At 74.4% G+C, this 23,441-nt stretch carries 22 protein-coding genes; 19 read left to right on the forward strand and 3 right to left on the reverse strand.

Annotated features, from left to right (window positions below):
- The first annotated feature begins 18 nt into the window (after positions 1-18).
- The 10 genes from LQ51_RS10825 (at position 19) to pheT (ending at position 8,964) form a co-directional block, all read left to right on the forward strand.
- A complete protein-coding gene (locus LQ51_RS10825; protein ID WP_046564676.1) occupies positions 19-282 on the forward strand; it encodes a phosphoribosyl-ATP diphosphatase in 264 nt (87 codons plus the stop codon).
- Positions 283-330: 48 nt separating this feature from the next.
- Entirely contained in the window at positions 331-1,176 is an 846-nt protein-coding gene (gene hisG / locus LQ51_RS10830; protein ID WP_046564678.1) for an ATP phosphoribosyltransferase, read from the forward strand.
- Positions 1,173-2,135, forward strand: coding sequence for a DMT family transporter (locus tag LQ51_RS10835; protein ID WP_046564680.1), 963 nt, complete (start codon positions 1,173-1,175; stop codon positions 2,133-2,135). The genes hisG and LQ51_RS10835 overlap by 4 nt, the downstream gene beginning before the upstream one ends.
- Positions 2,132-2,602, forward strand: a complete 471-nt coding sequence (locus tag LQ51_RS10840) for a PH domain-containing protein (protein WP_197087644.1) — start codon at positions 2,132-2,134, stop codon at positions 2,600-2,602. Before LQ51_RS10835 ends, LQ51_RS10840 begins: the two co-directional genes overlap by 4 nt.
- A 328-nt stretch (positions 2,603-2,930) precedes the next feature.
- On the forward strand, positions 2,931-3,563 hold the full coding sequence (gene infC, locus LQ51_RS10845; protein ID WP_046564684.1) for a translation initiation factor IF-3: 633 nt from the start codon (positions 2,931-2,933) through the stop codon (positions 3,561-3,563).
- 19 nt (positions 3,564-3,582) lie between these two features.
- On the forward strand, positions 3,583-3,777 hold the full coding sequence (rpmI, locus tag LQ51_RS10850) for a 50S ribosomal protein L35 (RefSeq protein ID WP_046564686.1): 195 nt from the start codon (positions 3,583-3,585) through the stop codon (positions 3,775-3,777).
- A gap of 32 nt (positions 3,778-3,809) precedes the next feature.
- A complete protein-coding gene (rplT, locus tag LQ51_RS10855; protein WP_046564689.1) occupies positions 3,810-4,202 on the forward strand; it encodes a 50S ribosomal protein L20 in 393 nt (130 codons plus the stop codon).
- 56 nt (positions 4,203-4,258) lie between these two features.
- The gene (locus tag LQ51_RS10860) at positions 4,259-5,098 is read left to right on the forward strand and encodes a TrmH family RNA methyltransferase (protein WP_046564691.1); all 840 of its coding nucleotides are present in this window, start codon (positions 4,259-4,261) and stop codon (positions 5,096-5,098) included.
- Positions 5,099-5,315: 217 nt separating this feature from the next.
- Entirely contained in the window at positions 5,316-6,377 is a 1,062-nt protein-coding gene (gene pheS / locus LQ51_RS10865; RefSeq protein WP_046564693.1) for a phenylalanine--tRNA ligase subunit alpha, read from the forward strand.
- Between the two features lie 40 nt (positions 6,378-6,417).
- On the forward strand, positions 6,418-8,964 hold the full coding sequence (gene pheT, locus LQ51_RS10870) for a phenylalanine--tRNA ligase subunit beta (RefSeq protein ID WP_046564695.1): 2,547 nt from the start codon (positions 6,418-6,420) through the stop codon (positions 8,962-8,964).
- Positions 8,965-9,020: 56 nt separating this feature from the next.
- On the opposite strand, the gene LQ51_RS10875 is transcribed toward pheT, so the two are convergent.
- The 3 genes from LQ51_RS10875 to LQ51_RS10885 are packed head-to-tail and all read right to left on the reverse strand — an operon-like array spanning position 9,021 to position 11,036.
- The gene (locus tag LQ51_RS10875) at positions 9,021-9,254 is read right to left on the reverse strand and encodes a hypothetical protein (RefSeq protein WP_046564703.1); all 234 of its coding nucleotides are present in this window, start codon (positions 9,252-9,254) and stop codon (positions 9,021-9,023) included.
- A 22-nt stretch (positions 9,255-9,276) separates the two neighbouring features.
- Positions 9,277-10,119, reverse strand: a complete 843-nt coding sequence (locus LQ51_RS31170; RefSeq protein WP_052744811.1) for an ABC transporter permease subunit — start codon at positions 10,117-10,119, stop codon at positions 9,277-9,279.
- Entirely contained in the window at positions 10,116-11,036 is a 921-nt protein-coding gene (locus tag LQ51_RS10885; RefSeq protein WP_231605699.1) for an ABC transporter ATP-binding protein, read from the reverse strand. Before LQ51_RS10885 ends, LQ51_RS31170 begins: the two co-directional genes overlap by 4 nt.
- A 531-nt stretch (positions 11,037-11,567) precedes the next feature.
- Here LQ51_RS10885 and LQ51_RS10890 point away from each other — a divergent pair.
- From LQ51_RS10890 to LQ51_RS10930, 9 genes are all read left to right on the forward strand, one after another.
- Positions 11,568-13,664 carry a TOMM precursor leader peptide-binding protein gene (locus LQ51_RS10890; RefSeq protein ID WP_046564713.1) on the forward strand — a complete coding sequence of 699 codons (2,097 nt, stop codon included), beginning with the start codon at positions 11,568-11,570 and terminating at the stop codon, positions 13,662-13,664.
- Between the two features lie 53 nt (positions 13,665-13,717).
- Positions 13,718-13,900, forward strand: coding sequence for a hypothetical protein (locus tag LQ51_RS10895; protein ID WP_046564715.1), 183 nt, complete (start codon positions 13,718-13,720; stop codon positions 13,898-13,900).
- Between the two features lie 180 nt (positions 13,901-14,080).
- Positions 14,081-14,299, forward strand: a complete 219-nt coding sequence (locus LQ51_RS10900; protein WP_231605700.1) for a thiazolylpeptide-type bacteriocin — start codon at positions 14,081-14,083, stop codon at positions 14,297-14,299.
- 76 nt (positions 14,300-14,375) lie between these two features.
- On the forward strand, positions 14,376-14,561 hold the full coding sequence (locus LQ51_RS10905) for a thiazolylpeptide-type bacteriocin (protein ID WP_046564718.1): 186 nt from the start codon (positions 14,376-14,378) through the stop codon (positions 14,559-14,561).
- A gap of 100 nt (positions 14,562-14,661) precedes the next feature.
- On the forward strand, positions 14,662-16,683 hold the full coding sequence (locus tag LQ51_RS10910) for a TOMM precursor leader peptide-binding protein (protein ID WP_156313034.1): 2,022 nt from the start codon (positions 14,662-14,664) through the stop codon (positions 16,681-16,683).
- 9 nt (positions 16,684-16,692) lie between these two features.
- Entirely contained in the window at positions 16,693-18,294 is a 1,602-nt protein-coding gene (locus LQ51_RS10915) for a SagB family peptide dehydrogenase (RefSeq protein ID WP_046564721.1), read from the forward strand.
- Positions 18,295-18,344: 50 nt separating this feature from the next.
- Complete coding sequence (locus tag LQ51_RS10920) at positions 18,345-21,119, forward strand: lantibiotic dehydratase (RefSeq protein ID WP_052744813.1); 2,775 nt, start codon at positions 18,345-18,347, stop codon at positions 21,117-21,119.
- A complete protein-coding gene (locus LQ51_RS10925) occupies positions 21,116-22,165 on the forward strand; it encodes a thiopeptide-type bacteriocin biosynthesis protein (RefSeq protein ID WP_046564724.1) in 1,050 nt (349 codons plus the stop codon). Before LQ51_RS10920 ends, LQ51_RS10925 begins: the two co-directional genes overlap by 4 nt.
- A complete protein-coding gene (locus tag LQ51_RS10930) occupies positions 22,162-23,406 on the forward strand; it encodes a M50 family metallopeptidase (protein ID WP_052744814.1) in 1,245 nt (414 codons plus the stop codon). The genes LQ51_RS10925 and LQ51_RS10930 overlap by 4 nt, the downstream gene beginning before the upstream one ends.
- The last annotated feature ends 35 nt before the right edge of the window (positions 23,407-23,441 follow it).

Raw genomic sequence — 23,441 nt, forward strand, 5'->3', positions numbered from 1 at the left:
CTGGAAGAATCGCCTCCCGTGAAGACGTTCGAGGAGTTGTTCGCCGAGCTGCAGGCCAAGGCCGCCGCCGGCACCCCGGGCTCGGGCACGGTCGAGGCACTCGCCAAGGGGGTGCACTTCATCGGCAAGAAGGTCGTCGAGGAGGCGGCCGAGTCGTGGATGGCCGCCGAGCACGAGGGCCCGGAGCGCGCCGCGGAGGAGATCTCCCAGCTGCTCTACCAGGCCCAGGTGCTGATGCTCGCCACCGGCCTGGACCTGAAGGACGTCTACCGACATCTCTGAGTGCCCCCGCCCGCTGATCAGCCGATCATTCGAAGGAGCACTCTTTCCATGCTGCGTGTCGCCGTACCCAACAAGGGCGCCCTGGCCGAGTCGGCCGCCGGGATGCTGCGCGAGGCGGGCTACCGCCAGCGCACCGACCCCAAGGACCTGGTCTGCCGGGACGAGCCCAACGACATCGAGTTCTTCTACCTGCGCCCCAAGGACATCGCCACCTACGTCGGCTCCGGCGACCTGGACGTCGGCATCACCGGCCGCGACCTGCTGATCGACTCCGGCGCGCCGGCCGAGGAGATCGTCGACCTCAACTTCGGCCGGGCCACCTTCCGGTTCGCCGCCCGCCCCGACGACGTGGACTCCGTCCAGCGGCTCGGCGGGCACCGGATCGCCACCGCGTACCCGGGACTGGTCGAGCGGCACCTGGCCGAGCTGGGCGTCAAGGCCGAGGTGATCCGGCTGGACGGCGCGGTGGAGAACGCCATCCGCCTCGGCGTGGCCGACGTGGTCGCCGACGTGGTGGAGACCGGGGCCACCCTGCGCCAGGCCGGCCTCGTGGTCTTCGGCGAGCCGCTGCTGCGTTCATCGGCGGTGCTGGTCCGCCGGCTCGGCGCCCCCGGCGGCCCGCAGCAGGAGCAGCTGCAGCGCCGGCTGCACGGCGTGCTGGTCGCCCGCCGGTACGTGATGCTCGCCTACGACGTGCCGGCCGGTCTGCTCGACCGGGCCAGCTCGCTGACCCCCGGCATCGAGTCGCCGACGGTCTCCCCGCTGCACCGGGAGGGGTGGGTCGCGGTGCAGGCCATGGTCCTGCGCGACGACGTGCACCGGATCATGGACGAGCTGTACGAGCTGGGCGCCCGGGCCATCCTGGTCACCAACATCCACGCCTGCCGGCTGTGAGGCCGCTGCCGGTCCCGGCCGCCCTGGCCGTGGTCGTGCTCGGCGGGGTGGCCTCGGCCGCGCAGGGCGTGGTCAACGCCGAGCTGGGGGAGCGGACCGGCGAACCGCTGCTCGGCGCGGTGGTCAACAACCTGGGCGGCAGCCTGCTGGTGCTGCTCGGGCTGGTCGCGGTCCCGTCGATGCGCGCCGGCCTGGCCGCGCTGCGCCGGGCGCGGCTGCCCCGGTGGGCCTACCTGGGCGGGCTGGGCGGCGCGGCGATCGTGGTGATCGGTCCGTACGTCGTACCGGCGCTCGGGGTGGCGGTCTTCACCATCGCCCAGGTGGCCGGGGGCAGCCTCGGCGGGCTGGGCGTCGACCGGGCCGGACTGGCCGCCACCGGCCGCCTGCCGCTCACCGCGCCCCGGGTCGCCGGAGCACTGGTGGGCATCGCCGCGGTGACCCTCGCCCAGCTCGGCCAGCCGGTCGGTGAGCTGGCGATCGGGCTGGTGCTGCTCTCGGTCGGCGGCGGCCTGGCGGTGGCGTTCCAGTCCGCCCTCAACGGGCGGGTCGCCGCCGCGGTGGGTCCGGCCGCCGGGCTGGCGGTCAACTTCGCGGTGAGCACCGCGGCGATCGCGGCGGTGGCCGCGCTGGCCGGCGCGCTGGCCGCGCACCCCGCCTGGCCGGCCCAGTGGTGGCTGTACGTGGGCGGCCTGTTCGGGGTGGGCATCGTCCTCGCCCTGCTGGTCGGCGTCCGGGCCGCCGGGGTGTTGCGCACCGGCCTGGCCCTGGTGGCCGGCCAGCTCGGCGGCGCCCTGCTGCTGGACGTGGCGCTGCCGGGCGGCGCCGGGGTGCGGCTGCCGGTGCTCGCCGGCGCGGTGCTCACCGGGGTGGCGGTGCTGGTGGCCGGAGGGCGGCGGGGCACGCCGGTCCGAGTGGCGGCCGAACCCGACCCGGCACCGGATGGCAGACTGGTCGGGTGAGCGATGCAGTGGTGACCGTGCGGCCGCGCCGGCTGCGGGTGGTCTGCTGGGTGTCGGCCGGTGCCCTGCTGGTGGTGTTCGCCGGGCTGGCCACCTCGCTGACCGGGACCACCGGTGACGGCTACGGCACCTTCCAGCGCGGCGACCAGCTCGCCATGGTCGGGCTGGGCGTCCTCGCCGCCCTCGGGGTGCTGCTCTTCACCCGCCCCCGGGTGGTCGCCGACGCGAGAGGCGTCCAGGTGCGCAACGTCCTCGGCTCGTACGACCTGCCGTGGGAGGTCGTCCGCGGGGTCCGGTTCGACCGGGGCGCCCCCTGGGCCAGCCTCGAGCTGCACGACGACGACCTGCTGCCGATGGTCGCCCTCCAGGCCGCCGACAAGGAGCACGCGGTGGAGGCGGTGCGCGCCCTGCGCCGCCTGCACGGGGCGCACCCGGCGGTCCGGGCCGACGATCCCGCGCCGCGCTGAGCCCGGGGCCCGGTTTGGGCGCCCCTGCGGCGAGGGTGTAATGTTGCCGAGTCGACCAGACCGCCCCCGTCCCTGACGTGCGGGCAGTCGTTGAAGCGGAGCGCCTGCTCCCACCCGAGTCGCCCCCGTAGGCGGCCGGGTCCGGTCACCGGTTCCGGGCACGTCCCGGTCCCGGATGCGCGATCATTGTGATCGTGCCGACCGGTCGAGTGGGCCCTGGCATGCGCCGGGGCCTTCTGCTTTCCGGGTCGGCTCCCGCCCGGGGGCCCACGGAGTCGGCACCGTAGGAGACTCGACTCGAGGAGGCCCCATCAGCGTCGAACCACGCGTGAACGAACAGATCCGGGCACGTGAGGTCCGACTGGTCGGCCCTGAGGGTGAGCAGGTGGGCATCGTCCCGCTGGAGCGCGCCCTGCAGCTGGCCGCGGACGTCGACCTGGACCTGGTCGAGGTTGCGCCGATGGCGCGCCCGCCGGTGTGCAAGCTCATGGACTTCGGCAAGTTCAAGTACGAGAGCGCACTCAAGGCGCGCGAAGCGCGGCGTAACCAGCAACAGACCGTCATCAAGGAGATGAAGCTCCGGCCGAAGATCGACCCGCACGACTACGAGACCAAGAAGGGTCACGTGGTGCGGTTCCTCAAGGCGGGCGACAAGGTCAAGGTGACGATCATGTTCCGCGGTCGCGAGCAGAGCCGCCCGGAGCTGGGTTACCGGCTCCTGCGCCGGCTCGAGTCCGAGATCACGGACCTGGGATACGTCGAGGCCGCTCCCAAGCAGGACGGCCGAAACATGATCATGGTTCTCGCTCCGCACCGGGCCGTCAAGGCCTCCGCGGTCGCCGCCACGGCGTCCCGCGGTGGACCGCGCGACCGGGCTGCGGAGGAAACGGCCGCCCCGGCGGCCGGCGAGACCGCAGCAGCCGGTGAGACCGGCACGACCGCTGAGACCAGCGGCCAGTAACAGGGGAGAAGACGTTCCAATGCCGAAGATGAAGAGCCACACGGGTATGGGCAAGCGGGTCAAGGTGACCGGCAAGGGCAAGATCGTTGCCCAGCAGGCCGGGCTTCGCCACCACCTGGAGCTGAAGCCCTCCAGCCGGACCCGGCGGCTGACCGGCACGGTCGAGCTGGCCAAGGCCGACGTCAAGCGCATCAAGAAGCTGCTCGGCCGCTGACGCGCGCCACCTGAACCGAAGAAGGAGTTGAGATGGCACGCGTCAAGCGGGCTGTGAACGCCCAGAAGAAGCGTCGTACCCTGCTGGAGACCGCGAGCGGTTACCGCGGTCAGCGCTCCCGGCTCTACCGCAAGGCCAAGGAGCAGGTGCTGCACTCGATGCAGTACGCCTACCGGGACCGTCGCGACCGCAAGGGCGACTTCCGGCAGCTCTGGATCCAGCGGATCAACGCCGGCGCCCGGGCCAACGGCCTGACCTACAACCGGCTGATCCAGGGCCTGCGCCTGGCCGGCATCGAGGTCGACCGCAAGATCCTGGCCGACCTGGCCGTCAACGACGCCGCCGCCTTCGCGGCGATCGTCGAGCTGGCCCGCGCCGCCGTGGCGGCCGAGGGCACCGGTGGCGCCGCGGCCCAGGCCGCCTGACCCAGCTCAGCGGCAGCCCGCGGACCCACCCGGACCAGCAGATCGAGGCGTCTCCCATGCCGACAGCACCGCACGGGAGGCGCCTCGACGCTGTTCCCGGCCCGTTCACCCCGCGTACCCCGCGGGTGGTCGCCGCCCGTCGGCTGCAGCGCCGCCGGGACCGCGAGGCCACCGGCCGGTTCCTGGCCGAAGGGCCGCAGGCGGTCCGGGAGGCCCTCGCCCGCGCCGGCACCGTGGTCGAGCTCTTCGGCACCCCGGCCGCGCTGGACCGGTACGCCGAGCTGGCCGCCGCGGCCGCCCGCGCCGACGTGCCGGTCTCCGAGGTCACCGACGAGGCGCTCGCGGCGCTCGCCGAGACCGTCGCCCCGCAGGGCCTGGTCGCCGTCTGCCGGCACCTCGACGTACCCCTGGACGACGCCCTGGCGCGCGGGCCGCGCCTGGTCGCGGTCCTCGCCGAGATCCGCGACCCGGGCAACGCGGGCACCGTGCTGCGCACCGCCGACGCGGCCGGCGCGGGCGCGGTGATCTTCGCCGGCGACGCGGTCGACCCCTACAACGGCAAGTGCGTGCGGGCCTCCGCCGGCAGCCTGTTCCACGTCGACGTGGTCCGGGCCACCGACCCGGCCGCCGTGGTCGCGGCGCTGCGCTCCGCCGGGCTCACCGTCCTGGCCACCACCGGGTACGGCGACAGCGACCTCGACGACCTCACCGACGCCGGCCGGCTGGCCGCCCCGACCGCCTGGCTCTTCGGGTCGGAGGCGCACGGGCTGCCCGAAGAGCTGACCGCCGCCGCCGACGCCCGGGTCCGGGTGCCGCTGCACGGGCGCGCCGAGAGCCTGAACCTGGCTGCGGCCGCGGCCGTCTGCCTGTACGCTTCAGCGAGAGCACTGCGCTGACGCGAACGCGTCGCGCGGCACACAGCAGGGGAGTCGTCCACGTGATGAACGCGCCACGGCGTTCGTTTAGCCAGCCCGCCGGTGTCGGCGGGCGGCGGGCCTGACCCTTCCCCCTGCACGACCTCCCACCGGCGGGCTGCGGCGAAGCCGCGCGTCCGTAGACTCGCCTAGCCGCCCCGAAAGGGCCGGCGCCGCCGTGAGGGAGTGCCCGTACGCCATGAGCTACCGCAACGATCCGTACGACCCGAAGCAGGTCGCCCTGCTCGACCCGGACGCCCTGGCCGGGGCCGTGGCCGACGCCGAGAAGGCGTTCGCCGCCGCCACCGACCCGGACGCGCTGACCGCGCTGCGCCCCGCGCACCTCGGGGACCGCGCCCCGGTCTCCCTGGCGCGCCGGGAGATCGGCGCGCTGCCGCCGGCCGCGAAGGCCGACGCCGGCAAGCGGGTCAACGAGGCCCGCCGGGCCATCGAGTCCGCGTACGCCGCCCGGCAGGAGATCCTGGACCGCGAGCAGGCCGAGCGGGTGCTGGTCGAGGAGCGGGTCGACGTCACCCTGCCCTACGCCCGCCGGCCGCGCGGCGCCCGGCACCCGCTGAGCACCCTGATGGAGCAGATCAGCGACCTGTTCATCGGGATGGGCTACGAGGTGGCCGAGGGCCCCGAGGTCGAGCTGGAGTGGACCAACTTCGACGCGCTGAACATCCCCGCCGACCATCCGGCGCGCGGCCTGATGGACACCTTCCACATCGCACCCGAGGGGTCGGGCCTTGTTCTCCGGACCCACACCTCGCCGGTGCAGGCGCGCACCATGCTGACCCGCCAGCCGCCGATCTACGTGGTGGTGCCCGGCCGGGTCTACCGCACCGACGAGCTGGACGCCACCCACGCGCCGGTCTTCCACCAGGTCGAGGGCCTGGTGGTGGACAAGGGCATCACCATGGCGCACCTGCGCGGCACCCTGGACCACTTCGCCCGGGCCATGTTCGGCGAGGGCGCGAAGACCCGGTTCCGGCCGCACTACTTCCCGTTCACCGAGCCGTCCGCCGAGTTCGACGTCTGGTTCCCCGAGCACCGGGACGGTCCGCAGTGGGTCGAGTGGGGCGGCTGCGGCATGGTCAACCCGCGGGTGCTGCGCGCCTGCGGCATCGACCCGGAGGTCTACTCCGGATTCGCGTTCGGCATGGGCATCGACCGGACCGTGATGTTCCGGCACGGGGTCAGCGACATGCGGGACATGGCCGAGGGCGACGTGCGGTTCACCCGCGCGTTCGGGGTCTGACGGTGCGGGAACGAGTTACGGAGACGGTGGTTTAACAGTCATGCGAGTTTCTGTCAGTTGGCTGCGGGAGTACGTGGACCTCCCGGCCGACCTGCCCGCCGGCGACCTGGAGCGGGCGCTGGTCGACCTCGGCATCGAGGTCGAGTCCGTGGTGGACCTGCGGCAGTCCGTCACCGGCCCGCTGGTGGTCGGCGAGGTCCTGGAGATCGAGGAGCTGACCGGCTTCAAGAAGCCGATCCGGTTCTGCCGGGTGGACGTCGGGGCCGCCAACGGCACCGGCGAGCCGCAGGAGATCGTCTGCGGGGCGCGCAACTTCGCCCAGGGCGACCGGGTGGTGGTGATCCTCCCCGGCGGCGTGCTGCCCGGCGACTTCCACATCGGCGCCCGCAAGACCTACGGGCGCAACTCCAACGGGATGATCTGCTCGGCCCGGGAGCTGGGCCTGGGCGACGACCACTCGGGCATCCTCGTGCTGCCCGAGCACCTCCCGGCCAAGCCGGGCGACGACGCGCGCCCGCTGATCGGCCTCGACGACGTGGTGGTCGAGCTGGAGATCACCCCCGACCGGGGGTACGCGCTGAGCCTGCGCGGCCTGGCCCGGGAGTTGGCGCACGCGCTCGACGTCGGCTTCCAGGACCCCGGCCTGCGGTCCGCCCCCGGGGCGACGGCCGAGCCGGCGTACCCGGTCGAGGTGCGCGACACGGTCGGCTGCGACCGGTTCGCGGCCCGGATGGTGCGCGGCGTCGACCCGGCCGCGGCCACGCCGGACTGGATGGTGCGGCGGCTCGCCGTCGCGGGCGTACGCAGCATCTCGCTGCCGGTCGACATCACCAACTACGTGATGCTCTGCCTCGGCCAGCCGATGCACGCCTTCGACGCCGACCGGATCAGCGGTCCGCTGGTGGTGCGCCGCGCCGAGCCGGGGGAGAAGCTGACCACCTTGGACGGGGTGAACCGCACGCTGACCGCCGAGGACATGGTGATCTGCGACGACACCGGGCCGATCTCGCTGGCCGCGGTGATGGGGGGCGAGACCAGCGAGGTCGTCCCCACCACCACGAACGTGCTCTTCGAGGCGGCGCACTGGGACCCGGCCATGGTCGGCCGGACCGCCCGCCGGCACAAGCTGTTCAGCGAGGCCGCGAAGCGCTGGGAGCGGGGTGTCGACCCGGCGCTGCCGCTGGTCGCGCTGGAGTTCGCCGTGCAGTTGCTCACCACCCATGGCGGCGGGACGGCCGGTGCGGAGATTCTCGACATCGACCACGTGCGGCCGCGTACCCCGGTGACCCTGCCGGTGGACCTGCCGTCGCGCCGGGTCGGTGTGGCGTACCCGCCGGAGCGGGTGGTCGAGCTGCTGGAGCACGTCGGCTGCACCGTCACCCGGGGCGGCGACCGGCTCGGCGAGGACCCCGGTGAGGCCGGGGTCGCGGCCGGCGGTGCCGAGGTGCTGAGCGTGACCCCGCCGACCTGGCGGCCCGACCTGACCGACCCGGCCGACCTGGTCGAGGAGGTGGTCCGCCTCGACGGGTACGACCGGGTGCCGTCGGTGCTGCCCACCGCGCCGCCCGGCCGGGGCCTGACCTGGCAGCAGCAGCGCCGCCGGTCGGTGGCCCGGTCGCTGGCCGAGCGCGGGTACGTCGAGGTGCTGGCGCACCCGTTCGTCGCCACCGAGCTGGCCGACCAGCTCGGCCTGCCCGCCGACGACCCGCGCCGCCCGGCGGTGCGGGTGGCCAACCCGCTGTCCGAGGAGGAGCCGCTGCTGCGCACCACGCTGCTCGGCCCGCTGCTCGGCATCCTCAAGCGCAACGTCGGCCGGGGTCAGCGGGACGTGGCGATCTACGAGATCGGCGTGGTCTTCCACCCGCGTCCGGGCGCCGGCGCCCCGCCGGCCATGGGCGTCGACCGGCGCCCCACGGACGAGGAGTTCGCCCGCGCCGACGCGGTGGTGCCCGACCAGCCGCGGCACGTCGCCGTGGCGCTGACCGGGGAGCTGGACCCAGCCGGCTGGTGGGGCGCGGGCCGCCCGGCCGGCTGGGCGGACGCCGTCGAGGCCGGCCGGGCGGTGCTCGCCGCCGCCGGCATCCCCGCCGGGCAGGTCACCGTCCGGGCCGCCGAGCGGGCCCCCTGGCACCCCGGCCGCTGCGCCGAGCTGCTGGTGGACGGCAGCACCGTCGGGTACGCCGGCGAGCTGCACCCGAACGTGCTGGCCACGCTGGAGCTGCCCCGGCGGACCAGCGCCATGGAGCTGAACCTGGACGCGCTGCCGGCCGCGCCGCTGGTGGCCGGGCCGGCCATCTCCACCTTCCCGCCCGCCCTCATCGACGTGGCCCTGGTGGTGGACGAGTCGGTCCCGGCCGCCGAGGTGGAGCGGGCCCTCGTCGAGGGGGCCGGCACGCTGCTGGAGGACGTCCGGCTCTTCGACGTGTACGCGTCCGCGCAGCTCGGCGCGGGCCGCCGGTCGCTGGCGTACAAGCTGACCTTCCGGGCCCCGGACCGCACGCTCACCGTCGAGGAGGCGGTGGCGGCCCGGGACGCGGCGGTGGCCCGGGCGGCGGAGCGGTTCGGCGCCACCCTGCGCGGCGCCTGACGGTCGTACCTCGCCCCGGTGGCGGGCCGGCGCGTTCGCGGCGGTCCGCCACCGGCTCAGCGGTCCGGGTGCCGGCGGCGGAAATCCTGGTAGGTCTCGTTGGCCAGCTCGATCTCGCGGACCTGGGCGGCCAGCTCGGCCCGCCGGATCTCGGCGGCCGCCCGCTCCCGGGCCAGCCGCAGCTCGTGCCGCCGGTCGCGGGCCCGCGCCCAGCCCCGCACGGCGGCCCAGGCGATCCAGCCGCCCGACGCGGCGAGCCCGGTCACCACGAAGGCGAGCAGGAAATCCATCTCGACGCCTCCCTCCGCCCCGTCAGCCGACGTCCCGGCGGGCGGCCAGCCAGCTGCCCGCGCCAAACATGACCAGAACGTAGCCCAGCAGCACCACCACCGGCAGCACGGCGCTGGCCGACTCCAGCACTCCGGGGGTGCCGCCGTCGAACTGGGAGCGGGCCCCCAGCGCGCCGGCGAGCGCGCCGGAACTCGGGGCCAGCAGCACCTTCTGCACCACGGTCAGCGGGCTCAGCGCGAGGGCGAGCGCGCTGACCGCGTTCTCCAGGACCAGCGTCCAGACCAGACCGACGGCGATCGCCGTGGTGGCGCCCCGGAACGCGATGGCGAGGAACCAGCCCACCGCGGCGTGCGCGGTGCAGATCAACCAGGCCGCCGCGACCGCCGCCAGCAGCCGGCCGGCCGACGGCCAGTCGGCGGCGCGCCCCTCGGCCGCGGCCAGCGAGCCGGTGGCGACCGCCAGGGCCGCGAAGGTGAGCACGGCGACCAGCAGGGTCAGCCCGCAGAGCACGACCGCCTGCCCGAGCATCACCTGCACCCGCCGGGGGCGCTGGGTGAAGACCAGGTTCCAGGTCCCCCAGCGGTATTCGTTGCCCACCACCAGCGCGCCGAGGATCACCAGGATGGCGCCCCCGAAGAGCGGGAACAGCCCGATCCCGGTCGGCACCAGCTGGCCCGGCAGGACGGCGGCGAGCAGGGACTCGGCGGACTCCGCCTCCTTCGGGTCCCCGGCCAGCGCCAGGTGCACCAGGTAGGGCACCCCGATGCCGAAGGCGAGGGCGAGCAGGAGCCAGGTCGTGCCGACCGTCCACACGGCCGGGCGTTTGCGGTCGGCGAACCAGGCCGCCCGGACGGCTGCGATCATCGGGTGCCTCCCGTGGTGGTGGCCGGCTCCGCCGGCTGCTGCCGGCTGGGCGCGGTCAGTTCCAGGAACGCCTCCTCCAGGGAGTGCCGCAGGGGGCGCAGCTCCCGGACGTCGATGCCGGCCTGGACCAGCCGCCGGTTGAGTTCGGCGGCCAGCGCCGGGTCGGTGACCACCCGCAGCCGTCCGTCCACCGGCTCCACGGCCCGGACGCCCGGGTGCCCGCGCAGGCACGTCGCGGCCGCGTCGAGCGGGTCGGCGTCGAACAGCAGCACCGTCTGCCCCAGCGTGCCGCGCAGGTCGTCGGGGGTGCCGTCGGCGATCAGCCGGCCCTCGTCGATGACCACGATCCGGTCGCAGATCTGCTCCACCTCGCCCAGCACGTGGCTGGAGAGCAGGACGGTGCGGCCGGCGCGGCCGAGCGCGCGCAGCAGCTCGCGGATGTCGCTGACCCCGGCCGGGTCGAGTCCGTTGGTCGGCTCGTCGAGGATCAGCAGGCTGGGCTCCTTGAGCAGGGCGGCGGCCACGCCGAGGCGCTGTTTCATGCCCAGCGAGTAGGTGCGGAACGGCGAGTCGGCCCGCTCGCTCAGGCCCACCTCGGCGAGCACCCGGTCGGCGGCGGTGTCCGGCACGGCGGCGTAGCGGGCGGCCAGCCGCAGGTTGTCCCGGCCGGACAGGTGCGGATAGAACGCCGGCGACTCGATCAGGGCGCCCACCCGGGCGAGTGCCCGCGGCGCGCCGGGCGGGTGGCCGAGCACCCGGATCCGGCCGCTCGTCGGCCGGACCAGCCCGACCAGCATCCGCATCGTGGTGGTCTTGCCGGCCCCGTTGGGGCCGAGGAAGCCGAGCACCTCGCCCTCGTGCACGCGCAGGTCAAGGCCGTCCACCGCGGTGACGCCGCCGGGATAGCGTTTGGTCACCTCATGAACTTCAATGGCAAATCGGTCATTCCTCAACGTGCCACCGCAATCGTCCGATGCCACGCCGAGAGCCCACCGATCGGATTTTCCTTCGCGTTCATCTCGGCGCCCTTCGCATTCCCGACCACATCACAGGGTTATTTTCCTTGGCCCGAATTCAGCTTCGCTTTAGGACACGTTAAGTGATGGTCCCGGCCCCGGCCCGGTGATCGCGCCGGCATCGCCAGCCGTTCGGCGACCAGCCGTCGCCGAGGCGGGCACAGCCGCTCTGACCTGCGGTGGCGTGGTCGACGCCCACAGGGTATCGGAGGTCGATCGACTGCGGAAGATCCGATGTCGGGGCTTCGCCGCGTTTTCTGTCCTAACCGCAGCTCAATGCACATCAATTTGCTTACGGGGCTGATCGGCTCGAAACAATCTGTTGACGAATGACATGACCTTGGGCAGCATGAAGACGCTTTCGAGACGGTCGAAGTCGTTGTCATGGGGGGTCGGATGAGCCAGCCGCCGGACGGTGCGACAAACCTGGAAATGCGTCCCAAGCTGCGGCACGACGTGGTCTTTCTGGACGCGCCGGCCGGGGCGTACCTGCGCGGGCCGGACAATGCCTTCCTGATCAAGGGCAGATCGGCGTTCCGCTGGTTGACGTCGCTGAGTCCCTACCTGACCGGCGAGCACACCCTCGCGCAGCTCACCGCGGCCCTCGACCCCGGTCAGCGGCGCACCGTGCTCACCCTGGTCCAGGCCCTGCTGGCCCGCGGCTTCGCCAAGGACGCCGGCGACCGCAGCCCGCTGCCCGAGCCGCTGGCCCGCCGCTTCGCCGCCCAGATCGAGTTCATCGACCACGTCGCCGACGACCCCACCGGGCGCTTCGCCCGCTTCCACGCCGCCCGGGTGGCGCTCTGCGGCGGGGGACCGGCGCTGCTCGCCGCCGCGAGCGGGCTGCTGCGCAACGGCTGCGTCCAGCTCGACCTGTACCCCGACGACGGGCCGGCCGGCTACGCCGAGGCGCTGCGCCCCGAGCTCGCGGAACTGGACGCCGACGGGCTGGTCGCGCAGGTGCGCTTCCCCGGCGGCCCGCCGGAGCTGTCCACCGTGGACGCGGTGCTCTGCTGCGCCGGCCCGGACGGCCTGGCCCGGCTGGCCGAGCTGGCTCGCGCCGCCCACCGGGACGGGCCGCTGCTGGTGCCGGTGACCTGGGACGGTGACCGGGCGGTGGTCGGCCCGACCGTCGCGGCCGGGCGTACCCCCTGCTGGCACTGCGCCCAGCTGCGGCTGGCGGCCGCCGCGGACCCGGCCGTGGCCGCGGAGTTCTGGCGCCACCTCGCGCTCGGCGGACCGCCGGCGGCGCTGCCCGAGGTGACCGCCCGGATGCTCGGCAACGCCGCCGCCTTCGAGCTGTTCCGGGCGCTCACCGGCGCCGTCGCGCCGGACACCGCCGGCGGGGTGCTGCTGCTCGACCCGGCCACCCTGGAGTCCACCCGGGAGCGGGTGCTGCCGCACCCGGCGTGCCCGGTCTGCCGGGAGGTGGCGGTGACCGAGCCGGCGCCGCCACCCGCCTCCGACGACGAGACCTACCAGCGGGCCGAGGCGCTGGTGACCCCCAACGCCGGGGTGTTCACCCGGTTCGTCGACGACCCGCTGGAGCAGGCGCCACTGAAGACCGCCCGGCTCCGGCTGCCCGGCCGGCGCGGCCCCCGCGAGGTGACCGCCTTCGACGTGCACACCGTGATGGGCGCCCGGCTCGCCGCCTACCGCGCGGCCGTCCGGGACCACGCCGCCCGCCACGCCGACCCGGCCGCGGCGGTGACCGCCTCAGCGGCCGAGCTGCGCGAGCGGGGCGAACACCCGGTGCCCTGGCGGGAGCTGGTGCCGACCGCCGCCCCGCCCGACGCCGACACCCGGCGCGTCCCCTGGCTGCCGGCGACCGTGCTGGGCGGGGCGGACCGGGTCCTGGTGCCGGCGGCCGTGGCCCTGCCGACCTCCGCGTACAACGCCGACGGGTGGGCCGAGCCGACCGTGGCGGGCGCCGCCGCCGGCGGCTCCCCGGACGAGATGATTGACCGGGCACTGGCCGACGCGCTCGCCTACCACGCGCTGCTCGCCGCCCTGCGCGGCCGGGCCGAGGCCCGGCCGGTCGGGGAGGAGGCGCTGGTCGCCGACGACGACACGGCCTTCGTGGTCAAGGCCGCCCACCGGTTCGGCCGCCGGCTGTCGGTGTACGCCCTGACCGGCGCCGAGCCCGCCCACGCGGTGCTCGCGGTGGCCGCCTCGCCCGGTGGCGACGACCCGGACTGGGCACTGGCCGGCGGGTACGACCCGGTCGCCACCCGGCTCGCGGCGGTCCGCGACGTGGTCGGCCGGGCCCAGGTGCGGCACTTCGAGGACGCGGTCGCCGACCTCGGCGACCCGGTGCTGCGTGACCTCGACCCGGCGGCGCTCGCCGCGACCGCCGGCCCCGCCGTCCCGGCCGGTGCGGCCACCGACCGGGCCGCCGTGCTGGCCGCGCTGGCACGGCGGGGAATGAGCGCGCTGCTGGTCGAGACGACCACCCGGGACGTCCGGGCCACCGGGGCCTTCCGCAGCGGGGTCGTCCTGCTGCGCCGGCCCGCCCCGGCGGCCGACTGAGCCACCACGTCAGTGGTTTCGGCGAGGCACGCACCACGAGAGGAGGTGGAAACATGCCGATCACCCTGAACGACGAGCTCCGCGAGCTGGAGACCGAGACCTTCGAGATCGAGGAGGTCGAGGACGGCGGCGAGGCGCTCGCCGCCACCAGCTCCAGCTGCTCCTGCTCCAGCTGCTGCAGCTGCAGCACCTCGAGCTGCTGCAGCACCAGCACCAGCACCTCCAGCTGCGGCTGACCGGGTGGACGGGGTTGCCCCCGACGCTGACGATTTCCGGTCCCCGGTGGGACGCGCACGAACCGCACCATCCGCCGCCGGCCGACACCGGCGAGTAGCCCCTGCGTGCCTCCGCAACCACCGTGGTGGTGCGCGCAGACCACCGACGACCGGCTCGAAACGCGGCTCAAGGAGAGGCCTGTGCCCACACAACCCCCGACATCCGGCGTGCTGTCCGACTCGGTCCGCAGCGAGCTGCGCGACCTGCAGACCGAGACGTTCGAGGTCGAGGACATCGCTGATCTGTCCGCCGACCTCATGGACATCTGCAGCAGCAGCACGAGCACGTCGAGCTGTTCCAGCTGCAGCACGTCCAGTTGTTGCAGCTGCACCTCGTCGAGTTGCAGCAGCACCAGCTGAGCCCGGCGCCGTCGGTCGCTCCGGACGGCCGGCCGGCACCGTGGCCCCTGACCGACCAGAGGGGAGGTGGAAGGAAATGCCGGAACTGACTGAGGAACTGCGCGCGCTGGAGACGGAGACGTTCGAGATCGAGGACGTCGACGCGATCGACGCGATGGTCATGGACTGGTCCAGCTCCAGCTGCTCCTGCTCCAGCTGCTGCAGCTGCAGCACTTCGAGCTGCTGCAGCAGCAGCACCAGCACCGGATGCGGCGGCGGGTGAGCCAGCCCACCGCCTTACCGTCCCCGCCGGCGAGCCACGCCGGCGGGGCACCGGTAGCCCAGCAACCCGCCCAGTCCGCGAGCGCAGACAGGTGAACCGCATGATCGTCGATGTCCGGACCACCTCCACGGGGTGGGACAGCAGCCTCAAACAGCTCGGCGAGGCGTTCCACGAGCGATTCCAGGACCGGACCCGGCAGCCGGCCGACCCGGACGGGCCGCTGCACGGGATCACGGTCCGGATCGCCGCCCTCGGCGTCACCGACGCGTACGCCGACGGCGGGGAGGACCTGACCGGCACCGTGGTGCCGATCTGGCTGCACGGTGCGACCGCCCTGGTCGGGCCACGGTGGACGAACACCGCCACCGGCACCGACTCCGGGGCCGCCACCGATGCCGGGGCCGCCGACTCCGGCACCGAGGCCGACGGTGAGCGGCCCGGGCCGTGCCCGCTCTGCACCCAGCGCCGCTGGCAGGCCATCCGGGTCCGCGAGGAGCGGCATGCCCTGGAACACCAGGCCCGGGTCGGCACGGTCGCCGCCCTGCCGCACCTGACGCCGTTCGCGATCGACGCGCTGTGGCAGCTCCTGCTGGACGCCAGCCGGCCCCAGCCGGCCCGGCCCGGCGTCGGCCGGCTACGCCAGCTGCGCATGGACACCCTGGAGACCACCGTCGTCGAGGTACTGGCCGACTCCGAGTGCCCGGCCTGCGCGCGTCCCCGCCCGGACAGCGCGGCGGCGGCCGTCATTCCGCTCACCAGCCGGCCCAAGCCCGACCCCGACGCGTACCGGCTGCGCTCGGCCGGGGAGCTGGACCTGCCGGTCGCCGCGCTGGCCAACCCGGTCGCCGGGGCGCTGGGCGGCGGCGCGCTGCGCGCCTACAACGCCACGGCGACCGCGCCGGTGACCGGCTACTTCCGCATCCGCAGCCGCTACGACCTGCACGAGATGTGGTGGAGCGGGCACGCCAACAGCTACGGCGGCAGCGAGACGTACGCGCTGCTGGAGGGGTTGGAGCGGTACGCCGGCCAATTCCCCCGGGCGCGCCGGACCACGGTCTTCGACAGCTACGCCAACCTCGCCCCGGACGCGCTGGACCCGGTCGGCCTCGGCTACCACCCGGCCTTCTACCAGGGCCACGGGCTCTACTACCAGCCGTACGCGCCGGACGCGCCGATGCCCTGGGTGTGGGGCTGGTCGCTGCGCGACCGGGCGCCCCGGCTGGTGCCCGAGCAGCTCGTCTACTACCTGGACCGGCGCACCGACCACCGCAAGTTCGTCCAGGAGTGCTCCAACGGCTGCGCCAGCGGCAGCTGCCCGGAGGAGGCGCTGCTGCACGGCATGCTCGAACTGGTCGAGCGGGACGCCTTCCTGCTCGCCTGGTACGGGTCGGCCCGGCTCGCCGAGATCGACCCGGCCACCTGCCGCGACGAGCGGGTGCACTTCATGCTCGACCGGGTCGACCTGCTCGGGTACGACATCCGGCTCTTCGACACCCGGGCCGACCTGCCGGTGCCGGTGGTCACCGCGGTGGCGGTCAAGCGCGGCGACGGACTCGGCCAGCTCTGCTTCGCCGCCGGCGCCAGCCTCGACCCCGACGACGCGGTCCGCGCGGCGGTCTGCGAGACCGCGTCCTACGTGCCCGGCTTCGACGAGCGGGTCGCCGCCAGCGAGCCGGAGCTGCGCGACATGATCCGGGACTACACCAAGGTCACCGAGCTGAGCCACCACGCCCTGCTCTACGGCCTGCCGGAGATGACCCGGCACGCCGCGTTCCTCTTCGACGACCCGCCGCTGCGGTCGATGACCGACCTGTACGGCGACTGGCTGGCGAGCCGGCCGACCCACGACGACCTGCGCGCCGACATGGAGTACCTGTGCGGCCTGATCGCCGGCCTGGGCGGGGACGTGGTCGCGGTCGACCAGACCTGCCCGGAGCAGGAGGTGGCCGGCGTGCACACGATGGCCGTGGTGGCGCCCGCCCTGGTCCCCATCGACTTCGGCTGGCAGCGCCAGCGGGTGCTCTGGAGCGACCGGCTGGCGCGGCACCTGGCCCGGGGCGCCCGTGGCCCCGACCGGCTCGGTGCCACCGGCCGCAACCCCCACCCGCACCCCTTCCCGTAGGAGCAGCGCATGCAGCAGGAGGCCCGCACGGTCGTCCGGGAGTACGCGGAGGCGGTGTTCCGCCGGGCGCGGACCCCGATGGAACCGCTCAACTACGAGGTCGACTGGGCCGACCAGCCCTCCCGGCACCTCAGCTACCCGGACGCCCCGCGGCTGCCGCTGCCGCTGGACGGGCCGCCGCTGCCCACGCTGCGCGACCTGTTCACCGGCGCGGGCCGGCCGCCGGCCGGCGGCTGGACGCTGCCCGCCCTGGCGACGCTGCTGCGGCTCTCCTACGGGGTACTCGACCGGCGGCTGACCGTGAACTGGAACCAGGACCTGGCGAAACGGACCCACTTCGAGCACGCCGTCTGGGGTCGCGGCACCGCCTCCGGCGGCGGCATGTACCCGGTCGAGATCTTCCTGGTCGCCGGCGCCTCCGCGCCGCTGCTGCCCGGCGTCTACCACTACCACACCGGCCAGCACGTGCTGGAACGCCTGCTGCTGGGCGACGTCGCCGGGACCGTCCGGGCCGCGGTCGGCGACGCGGCGGGCGCGGCGGACAGCTTCCTGGTGGCGAGCATCCGGTTCTGGAAGAACTCGTTCAAGTACAACAGCTTCTGCTACCACGTGGTCACCCAGGACCTGGGCGCCCTGCTCGGCTCCTGGGACCTGCTCGCCCGGGGCCTCGGCGTGCCGCTGCCCCGGCTGCTCGGCTTCGACCCGGCCCCGGTGGACCGGCTGCTCGGCTTCGACGGCGAGCGGGAGAGCGCCTTCGCCGTCGTGCCGCTGAGCTGGGCCGACGCCGAGCCGACCGGGGCGACCGCGCCGGCGCCGGAGACCCGGGTCCGGCACCGGGCCTTCGAACGGTCCCGCCGGCTGCGCGAGTTCCCCGCGGTGACCGCGGTGCACCGGGCGGCGGCGGCCCCCGCCGTACCCGACCCGGACGCCCTGGTCGCCGCGGCGCCCGGCGACCTGCCGGGCGAGCCGGTGGCGCTGCCCGCGCCGCTGCTGGACCGGCTGGCGCGTCCCCTGTCGACGGTGCTGGCCACCCGGTCCAGCAGCTTCGGCCGGTTCCGCCGGCCACCCGAGCTGACCGCCGCCGAGTTGGGCACCACGCTGGCCTTCGCCACCGCCGGCCGGCACCACCCGGCCGACGTCGGGCTGCCCGCCGACGCGCCGCCGCTGACCCGGCTCTGGGTCTTCGCCAACCACGTCGACGGCCTGCCCACCGGCACGTACGCCTACTGCCCGCGCCGGCACGCGCTGCTGCCCGCCGCCGGCGAGCCGGCCGGGGGCATGTCCGCCTTCCTGCAACAGCAGTACTTCCTCACCAACTACACGATGGGTCAGGTCGGTGCCGTGCTGGCCATCTCCGGCCGGCTGGACGCGGTGCTCGACGCGGTCGGCCCGCGCGGCTACCGCCTGCTCAACGCCGAGATCGGCGCCGTCGCGCAGCGGACGTACTGCGCGGCCGCCGCCCAGCGGGTCGGCTGCGGCGCGGTGCTCGGCTTCGACAACGTCGCCATGGACGACGCCCTCGGCCTGACCGGCGGCGACGAGCGGACCGTGCTCTTCGTCCTGCTCGGCCACCACCCCGAGGACGTCGCCGACGTCGTCTACCGGCTGTGACCCCCGCCCGCACCGACGACCCACCGCCCGCATCGACGAAGGAGCAACCCGTGACGGTGTCCCTGCCCGCACCAGCGGTCACCGAGGTGTCCTGGCGGATGCCGGAGGTGTTCATGCTGCGTACCGCCGGCCTGCCACTGGAGGTCGCCGACCGGCTCGCCTTCGACCAGAGCGCCGGGTGGGCGCGCCGGACCCTCGACCTGGAGGATCGGCTGCGGGCGGCCGGGCCGCCGCTGGCCGACGCGTTGCAGGAGGCGGTGGCCCGCAACCTCGACGACGACCGGCTGCGGCGGCGGCTGATCCGGCTGCGCCGGGACGTGTGGAACCTGCGCCGCCCCGACCCCGCCGACCCGGCGGCCTGGCCGGCCGGCCCGCTCGGCGACGGCACTCACCGGCTGCTGGTGGACTGGCTGGACACCTTCGCGGCCTACCGCCGGGAGTTGGCCGGCGGGGCGGCGGTGCTGGCCGCGGAGCTGGCCGACCGCCGGGAGGTGCTGCGCGACCTGGCCGACGACCCGGACCTGCGCGGCGGCATCCTGCTCGCCTCGCCGTCGCTGGACCAGTACCTGCCCACCTACCTGGCCGCGCCCGGCCGGCTCGGCAAGCGGGCCCGGCGGGTGGAGCGGTCGCTGCTGGAGTACGCGCTGCGTACCGCCTGCAAGACCAGCCCGTTCAGCCGGCTCACCACGGTCAACGTGGGCACCTTCGCCCCGCACGCCGGCCCGCTGCTGCACGTGGTGCCGGCCACCGGCCGCACCGGGGACGCGAAGCGGGGGGCGGCCCGGCTCAACCTGGCCGCGCTGGGCCGGCTGTCGGCGGTGGTCCTCGCCGACGAGACGCTCCGCGCGGACCTGCCGGTCACCGTCACCACTGGCTGGCGCATCGAGCGCGGCCGGCTGCGCTACCTGCGCCGGCGCCGCACCAGCTCGGAGGACGGCGAGGCGGCGATCACCCTGGAGTCGATCCACGAGTCGCTGTTCGTGCTGCCCACCGGCCGGGTCCTGCACGACATCCTGGCCGCGCTCGCCGGCGGCCGGGTGCGCCGGATGGCGGACCTGGTCGCCGAGTTGGCCACCGACGGCCGGCCGGCCGCCGAGATCGAGCAGTACCTGCACCACCTGCTGCGGGTGGGCCTGCTCGTGGTGCCCAACCTGCACCTGGACATCCACGCCGACGACCCGGTCGACGGTTACCGGCGGGCGCTGCGGGAGATCGGCCGCGACTGGGCCGACCGGCTCGCCGAGCGGGTGGACACCGCCAACCGGCTCGCCACCGGCTACCCGGAGCGCGATCTGGCCGGGCGGCGCGCCGCGCTCGCCGACATCCGCCGGGAGCTGGTCGCGGCCCACACCGAGCTGGGCCGCGCCGACGTGCCGACCCCGCGCACCCTGCTCTACGAGGACGCCACCCTGGTGACCCGGGCACCGGTCACCGCCGACCGGGACCGGTGGGAGCGGGAGGTGCTGCCCGGCCTGCGGGCGCTGGCCCGGATCATGCCGGTGTTCGACATCAACCTGCCGCGCCGGCTGGCCACCAAGGGCTTCTTCGTGGCCCGGCACGGCGCCGGTGGCCGCTGCGACGACCTGCTCACCTTCGCCCACGAGTTCCAGCAGGACTTCTTCGAGCACTACAGCGGGCGGATGATGCGCCGCCGGGCGTTCGACGCCGACAACCGCTACGTGCGGCAGGAGAACTGGTTCCGGCAGCCGGAGATCACCGCGCTGGACGACGCCCGGATCGAGGTCGCCCGGCGGATGAACGAGGCGTACGACCGGCTGCCGGCCGACGCCGAGGAGCTGCGCCTGGACGGCGACTTCATGACCGCCGTGGCCGCCATGGTGCCGGACACCCTGGGCACGCTCGACCCGCGGTCGTTCTTCCTGCAGATCGCCGACCAGGGCGACCGGCACCGGGTGGTGGTCAACCGGATCTACTCCGGGATGACCCTGCTCTTCTCCCGGTTCGCGCATCTCTTCGCCGACCAGGACCTGGCCGGGGCGCTCCGCGCCGAGTTGGCCCGGCTCGCGCCGCCGGGCGCGGTGCTCGCCGAGCTGAAGGGCGGCTACGACGCCACCAACCTGAACCTGCACCCGGCGGTCACCCCGTACGAGCTGGTCTGCCCGGGTGAGATCAGTTTCCGGCCGGCGGCCGAGCAGATCCACATGGACGACCTCAGCGTCGAGCACGACCCGGTGGCCGACCGGCTGCTGCTGCGCTCGCGTCGGCTCGACGCCGAGGTGATCCCCGTCTACCTGGGTTTCCTGCTGCCGATGGCGCTGCCCGAGGTGCAGCAGGTGCTGCTCACCTTCGCCTATCTGGGCATGGCGCAGCCGGACCTGTGGGCGGGGACCACGGTGCCGCTGCCCGGGCACGGGATCGCCGGGTACCCGCGCATCGTGCACGGCGACCTGGTGCTGCAACGGCGGATGTGGAAGCTGCACCCGGACCACCTGCCGCCGCCGCGTACCCCCGACTGCGGCGACGCCGAGTGGTTCCTGGGTTGGCAGCGGTGGCGCCGCGACAACGGCCTGCCCCGGCGGGTCTTCGCCACCCCGGAGGGCAGCCGGCTCACCCCGGCGGCCGACGACGGTCCCGCCCAGCCGGCCGGCCGGCCGGAGCACAAGCCGCTCTACGTCGACTTCGACAGCCACTTCTGCCTGCAACTGCTGGAGGCCACCGGGCGCGGCGCGGGCAGCCGGCTGGTGCTCACCGAGATGCTGCCGGACCGCGACGAGCAGGTGTTGCGCGGGCCGGGCGGCACCCACGTCACCGAACTGACCGTCGAGCTCAACGGCGTGCGCGCCGGAAAGGTGGTGCCCTCGTGACCGACTTTCCCTCCCCGGTCGCGCACGACTGGCTCAGCGTCCACGTCTTCTACGCCAGCAACGCCAACCCGATGCTCGTCGAGGGGGTCCGGCCGCTGGTGGACGAGTTGCGGGCCGAGGGACTGATCAGCCGTTACTTCTTCATCAAGTACTGGATGGAGGGTCCGCACGTGCGGCTGCGGGTGCTGCCCGCGCCGGGGGTGGACCCGGCCGTGGTGCGGGTCCGGGTGGACGCGGCGATCGAGGCGTTCCTGCGCCGCCGTCCCGCGCTCTACGAGGTGGACAGCGACGGACTGGGCGAGCTGTACAAGCAGATGTTCCTCGCCGAGTACGGCCAGCAGCGGTGGGACGAGGAGTACGGCCCCGACGGGGTGATGCCGATGCGGGCCAACAACAGTTACCACCACATCCCGTACGAGCGGGAGTACGGCCGCTACGGCGGCCCGGCCGGGATCGAGCTGGCGGAGTGGCACTTCGAGCACTCCAGCGACGTGGTGCTGGACCTGCTGGCCACCACCAACGTGCACGTCCGGCCGGTGCTGCTCGGCCTCTCCGCGCAGCTGACCATGATGATGTGCGCGGTCTTCCTGACCGACGACGGGCGGATCGCCGACTTCCTCGACGAGTACCGCCGGTTCTGGGAGGTCTCCTACGCCGAGCCGAGCGACGACTACCACGCCAGCTTCGACGGCAGCTACCGGCGGATGGACGCGGCGCTGCGCGATCGGCTGGCGCAGATCCGGGGGGCCGCCCGGGGCGCCGCGGCGGTGCGGCCGACCGGCGTGGAGGGGCGCTGGGCGGCGCACTGCCGTGAGCTGCGGGACCGGGTGGTCGCGGCGGTCGAGCAAGGTGAGCTGGTGTTCCAGCGGGGCGGTGCCGAACCGACCCCGGTCCGGGAGCTCGACGCCGCGCTGCCCATCCTGCTCAGCTCGTACGTGCACATGACCAACAACCGGCTCGGGGTGAGCATCCTCGACGAGATCTACCTGTCGTACGTGATGCGGACCGCGCTGCGCGACGACCTGGCCCCGGCGGGCCCGCGATGACGACGGTGGACGCCACCTGGACCCGGCCCCGGCTGCGGGCCGGGGTCGTGCTCGGCCCCGGCCAGTGGCGCGGCGAGAAGCTGGTGCACCACGTGAAGGACCCGGAGACCGGCTGGTTCTACCGGATCGGGCCGCGGGAGCACTTCCTGCTGTCCCGGATGGACGGCAGCCGGACCCTGGACGACCTGGCCGGCGAGTACGCCGCGGCGTTCCGCCGCCGGCTCGGCCCGGAGAACTGGCAGCAGCTGTTCGGGATGCTGCACCAGCGGCAACTGCTCGACGGCGCGACCGACCCGGCGGCCCTGGCCCGGCTCACCTCGGCCGCCGCCGAGGGGGCGGCGCGCAGCCGCCGCGGCCCGCTGTCGGCCCGGCTGCCGCTGGCCGACCCGGACCGGCTCTTCGACCGGTTGCTGCCCCGGCTGGCGCCGCTGTTCAGCTGGTGGTTCGTCGTGCCGGCGCTGCTGGCCGTGGTGGCCGTCGCCGGCTACGTCGCGACCCACCTGCCGGAGCTGGCCGGCGTGGTCGGCCGGGGCGACCGGCCGCTGGCCGCGATCCTCGCCTCGGTGGTGATCACCTGGCTGATCGTCCTGCTGCACGAGTGCGCGCACGGCCTGACCTGCCGGCACTTCGGCGGGCGTGGCACCGAGATCGGGGTGATGTGGCGTTTCCCGCTGCTCGCCCCGTACTGCAAGGTCGACGACATCGTGCTGTTCAGTCCGCGCCGGCGCGTCGCCACCGCCTTCGCCGGGGTGTTCGTGAGCATGCTGGCGCTGGTGCCGTTCGCCGCCGTCCGGATCTGGGGTACGCCGCGCGGCGCCCTGTACGACCTGGCCGGCACGATGCTGCTCTTCGGCACCGCGACCGCCGCGTTGAACCTGGTGCCCTTCCTCCGGCTCGACGGCTACTACATGCTCAGTCACGCGTTGAACCTGGCCGACCTGCGCACCGACACCTACCGGTTCTACGGCCGGCTGCTGCGCCGCGGCCCGGGCGCGGTGCGCGGCTACCGGCCCCGGGATCGGGCCGTCTACGCCCTCTACGGCCTGACCTCGCTGGTCTTCGCGATCACCGTGCTGACCCTGCTGGTGCGCTACTGGTACGGCACGCTGGCCCACTGGCTGAGCCCTGGCTGGGCGATCACCGTCCTGGTCGCCGAGGCGCTGGTGCTGGCGGCCCTGGCCGGTCACCTGGCGCGCCGCCGCACCAACGGTGATCGCGCCGGCCCGCCGGCCGGCGAATGAGGCCAACCAACCGGATGGATCGTCCCGGCACCCGG

The sequence above is a fragment of the Micromonospora sp. HK10 genome, assembly GCF_000982955.1.
In the GTDB taxonomy this organism is placed as follows: Bacteria; Actinomycetota; Actinomycetes; order Mycobacteriales; family Micromonosporaceae; genus Micromonospora.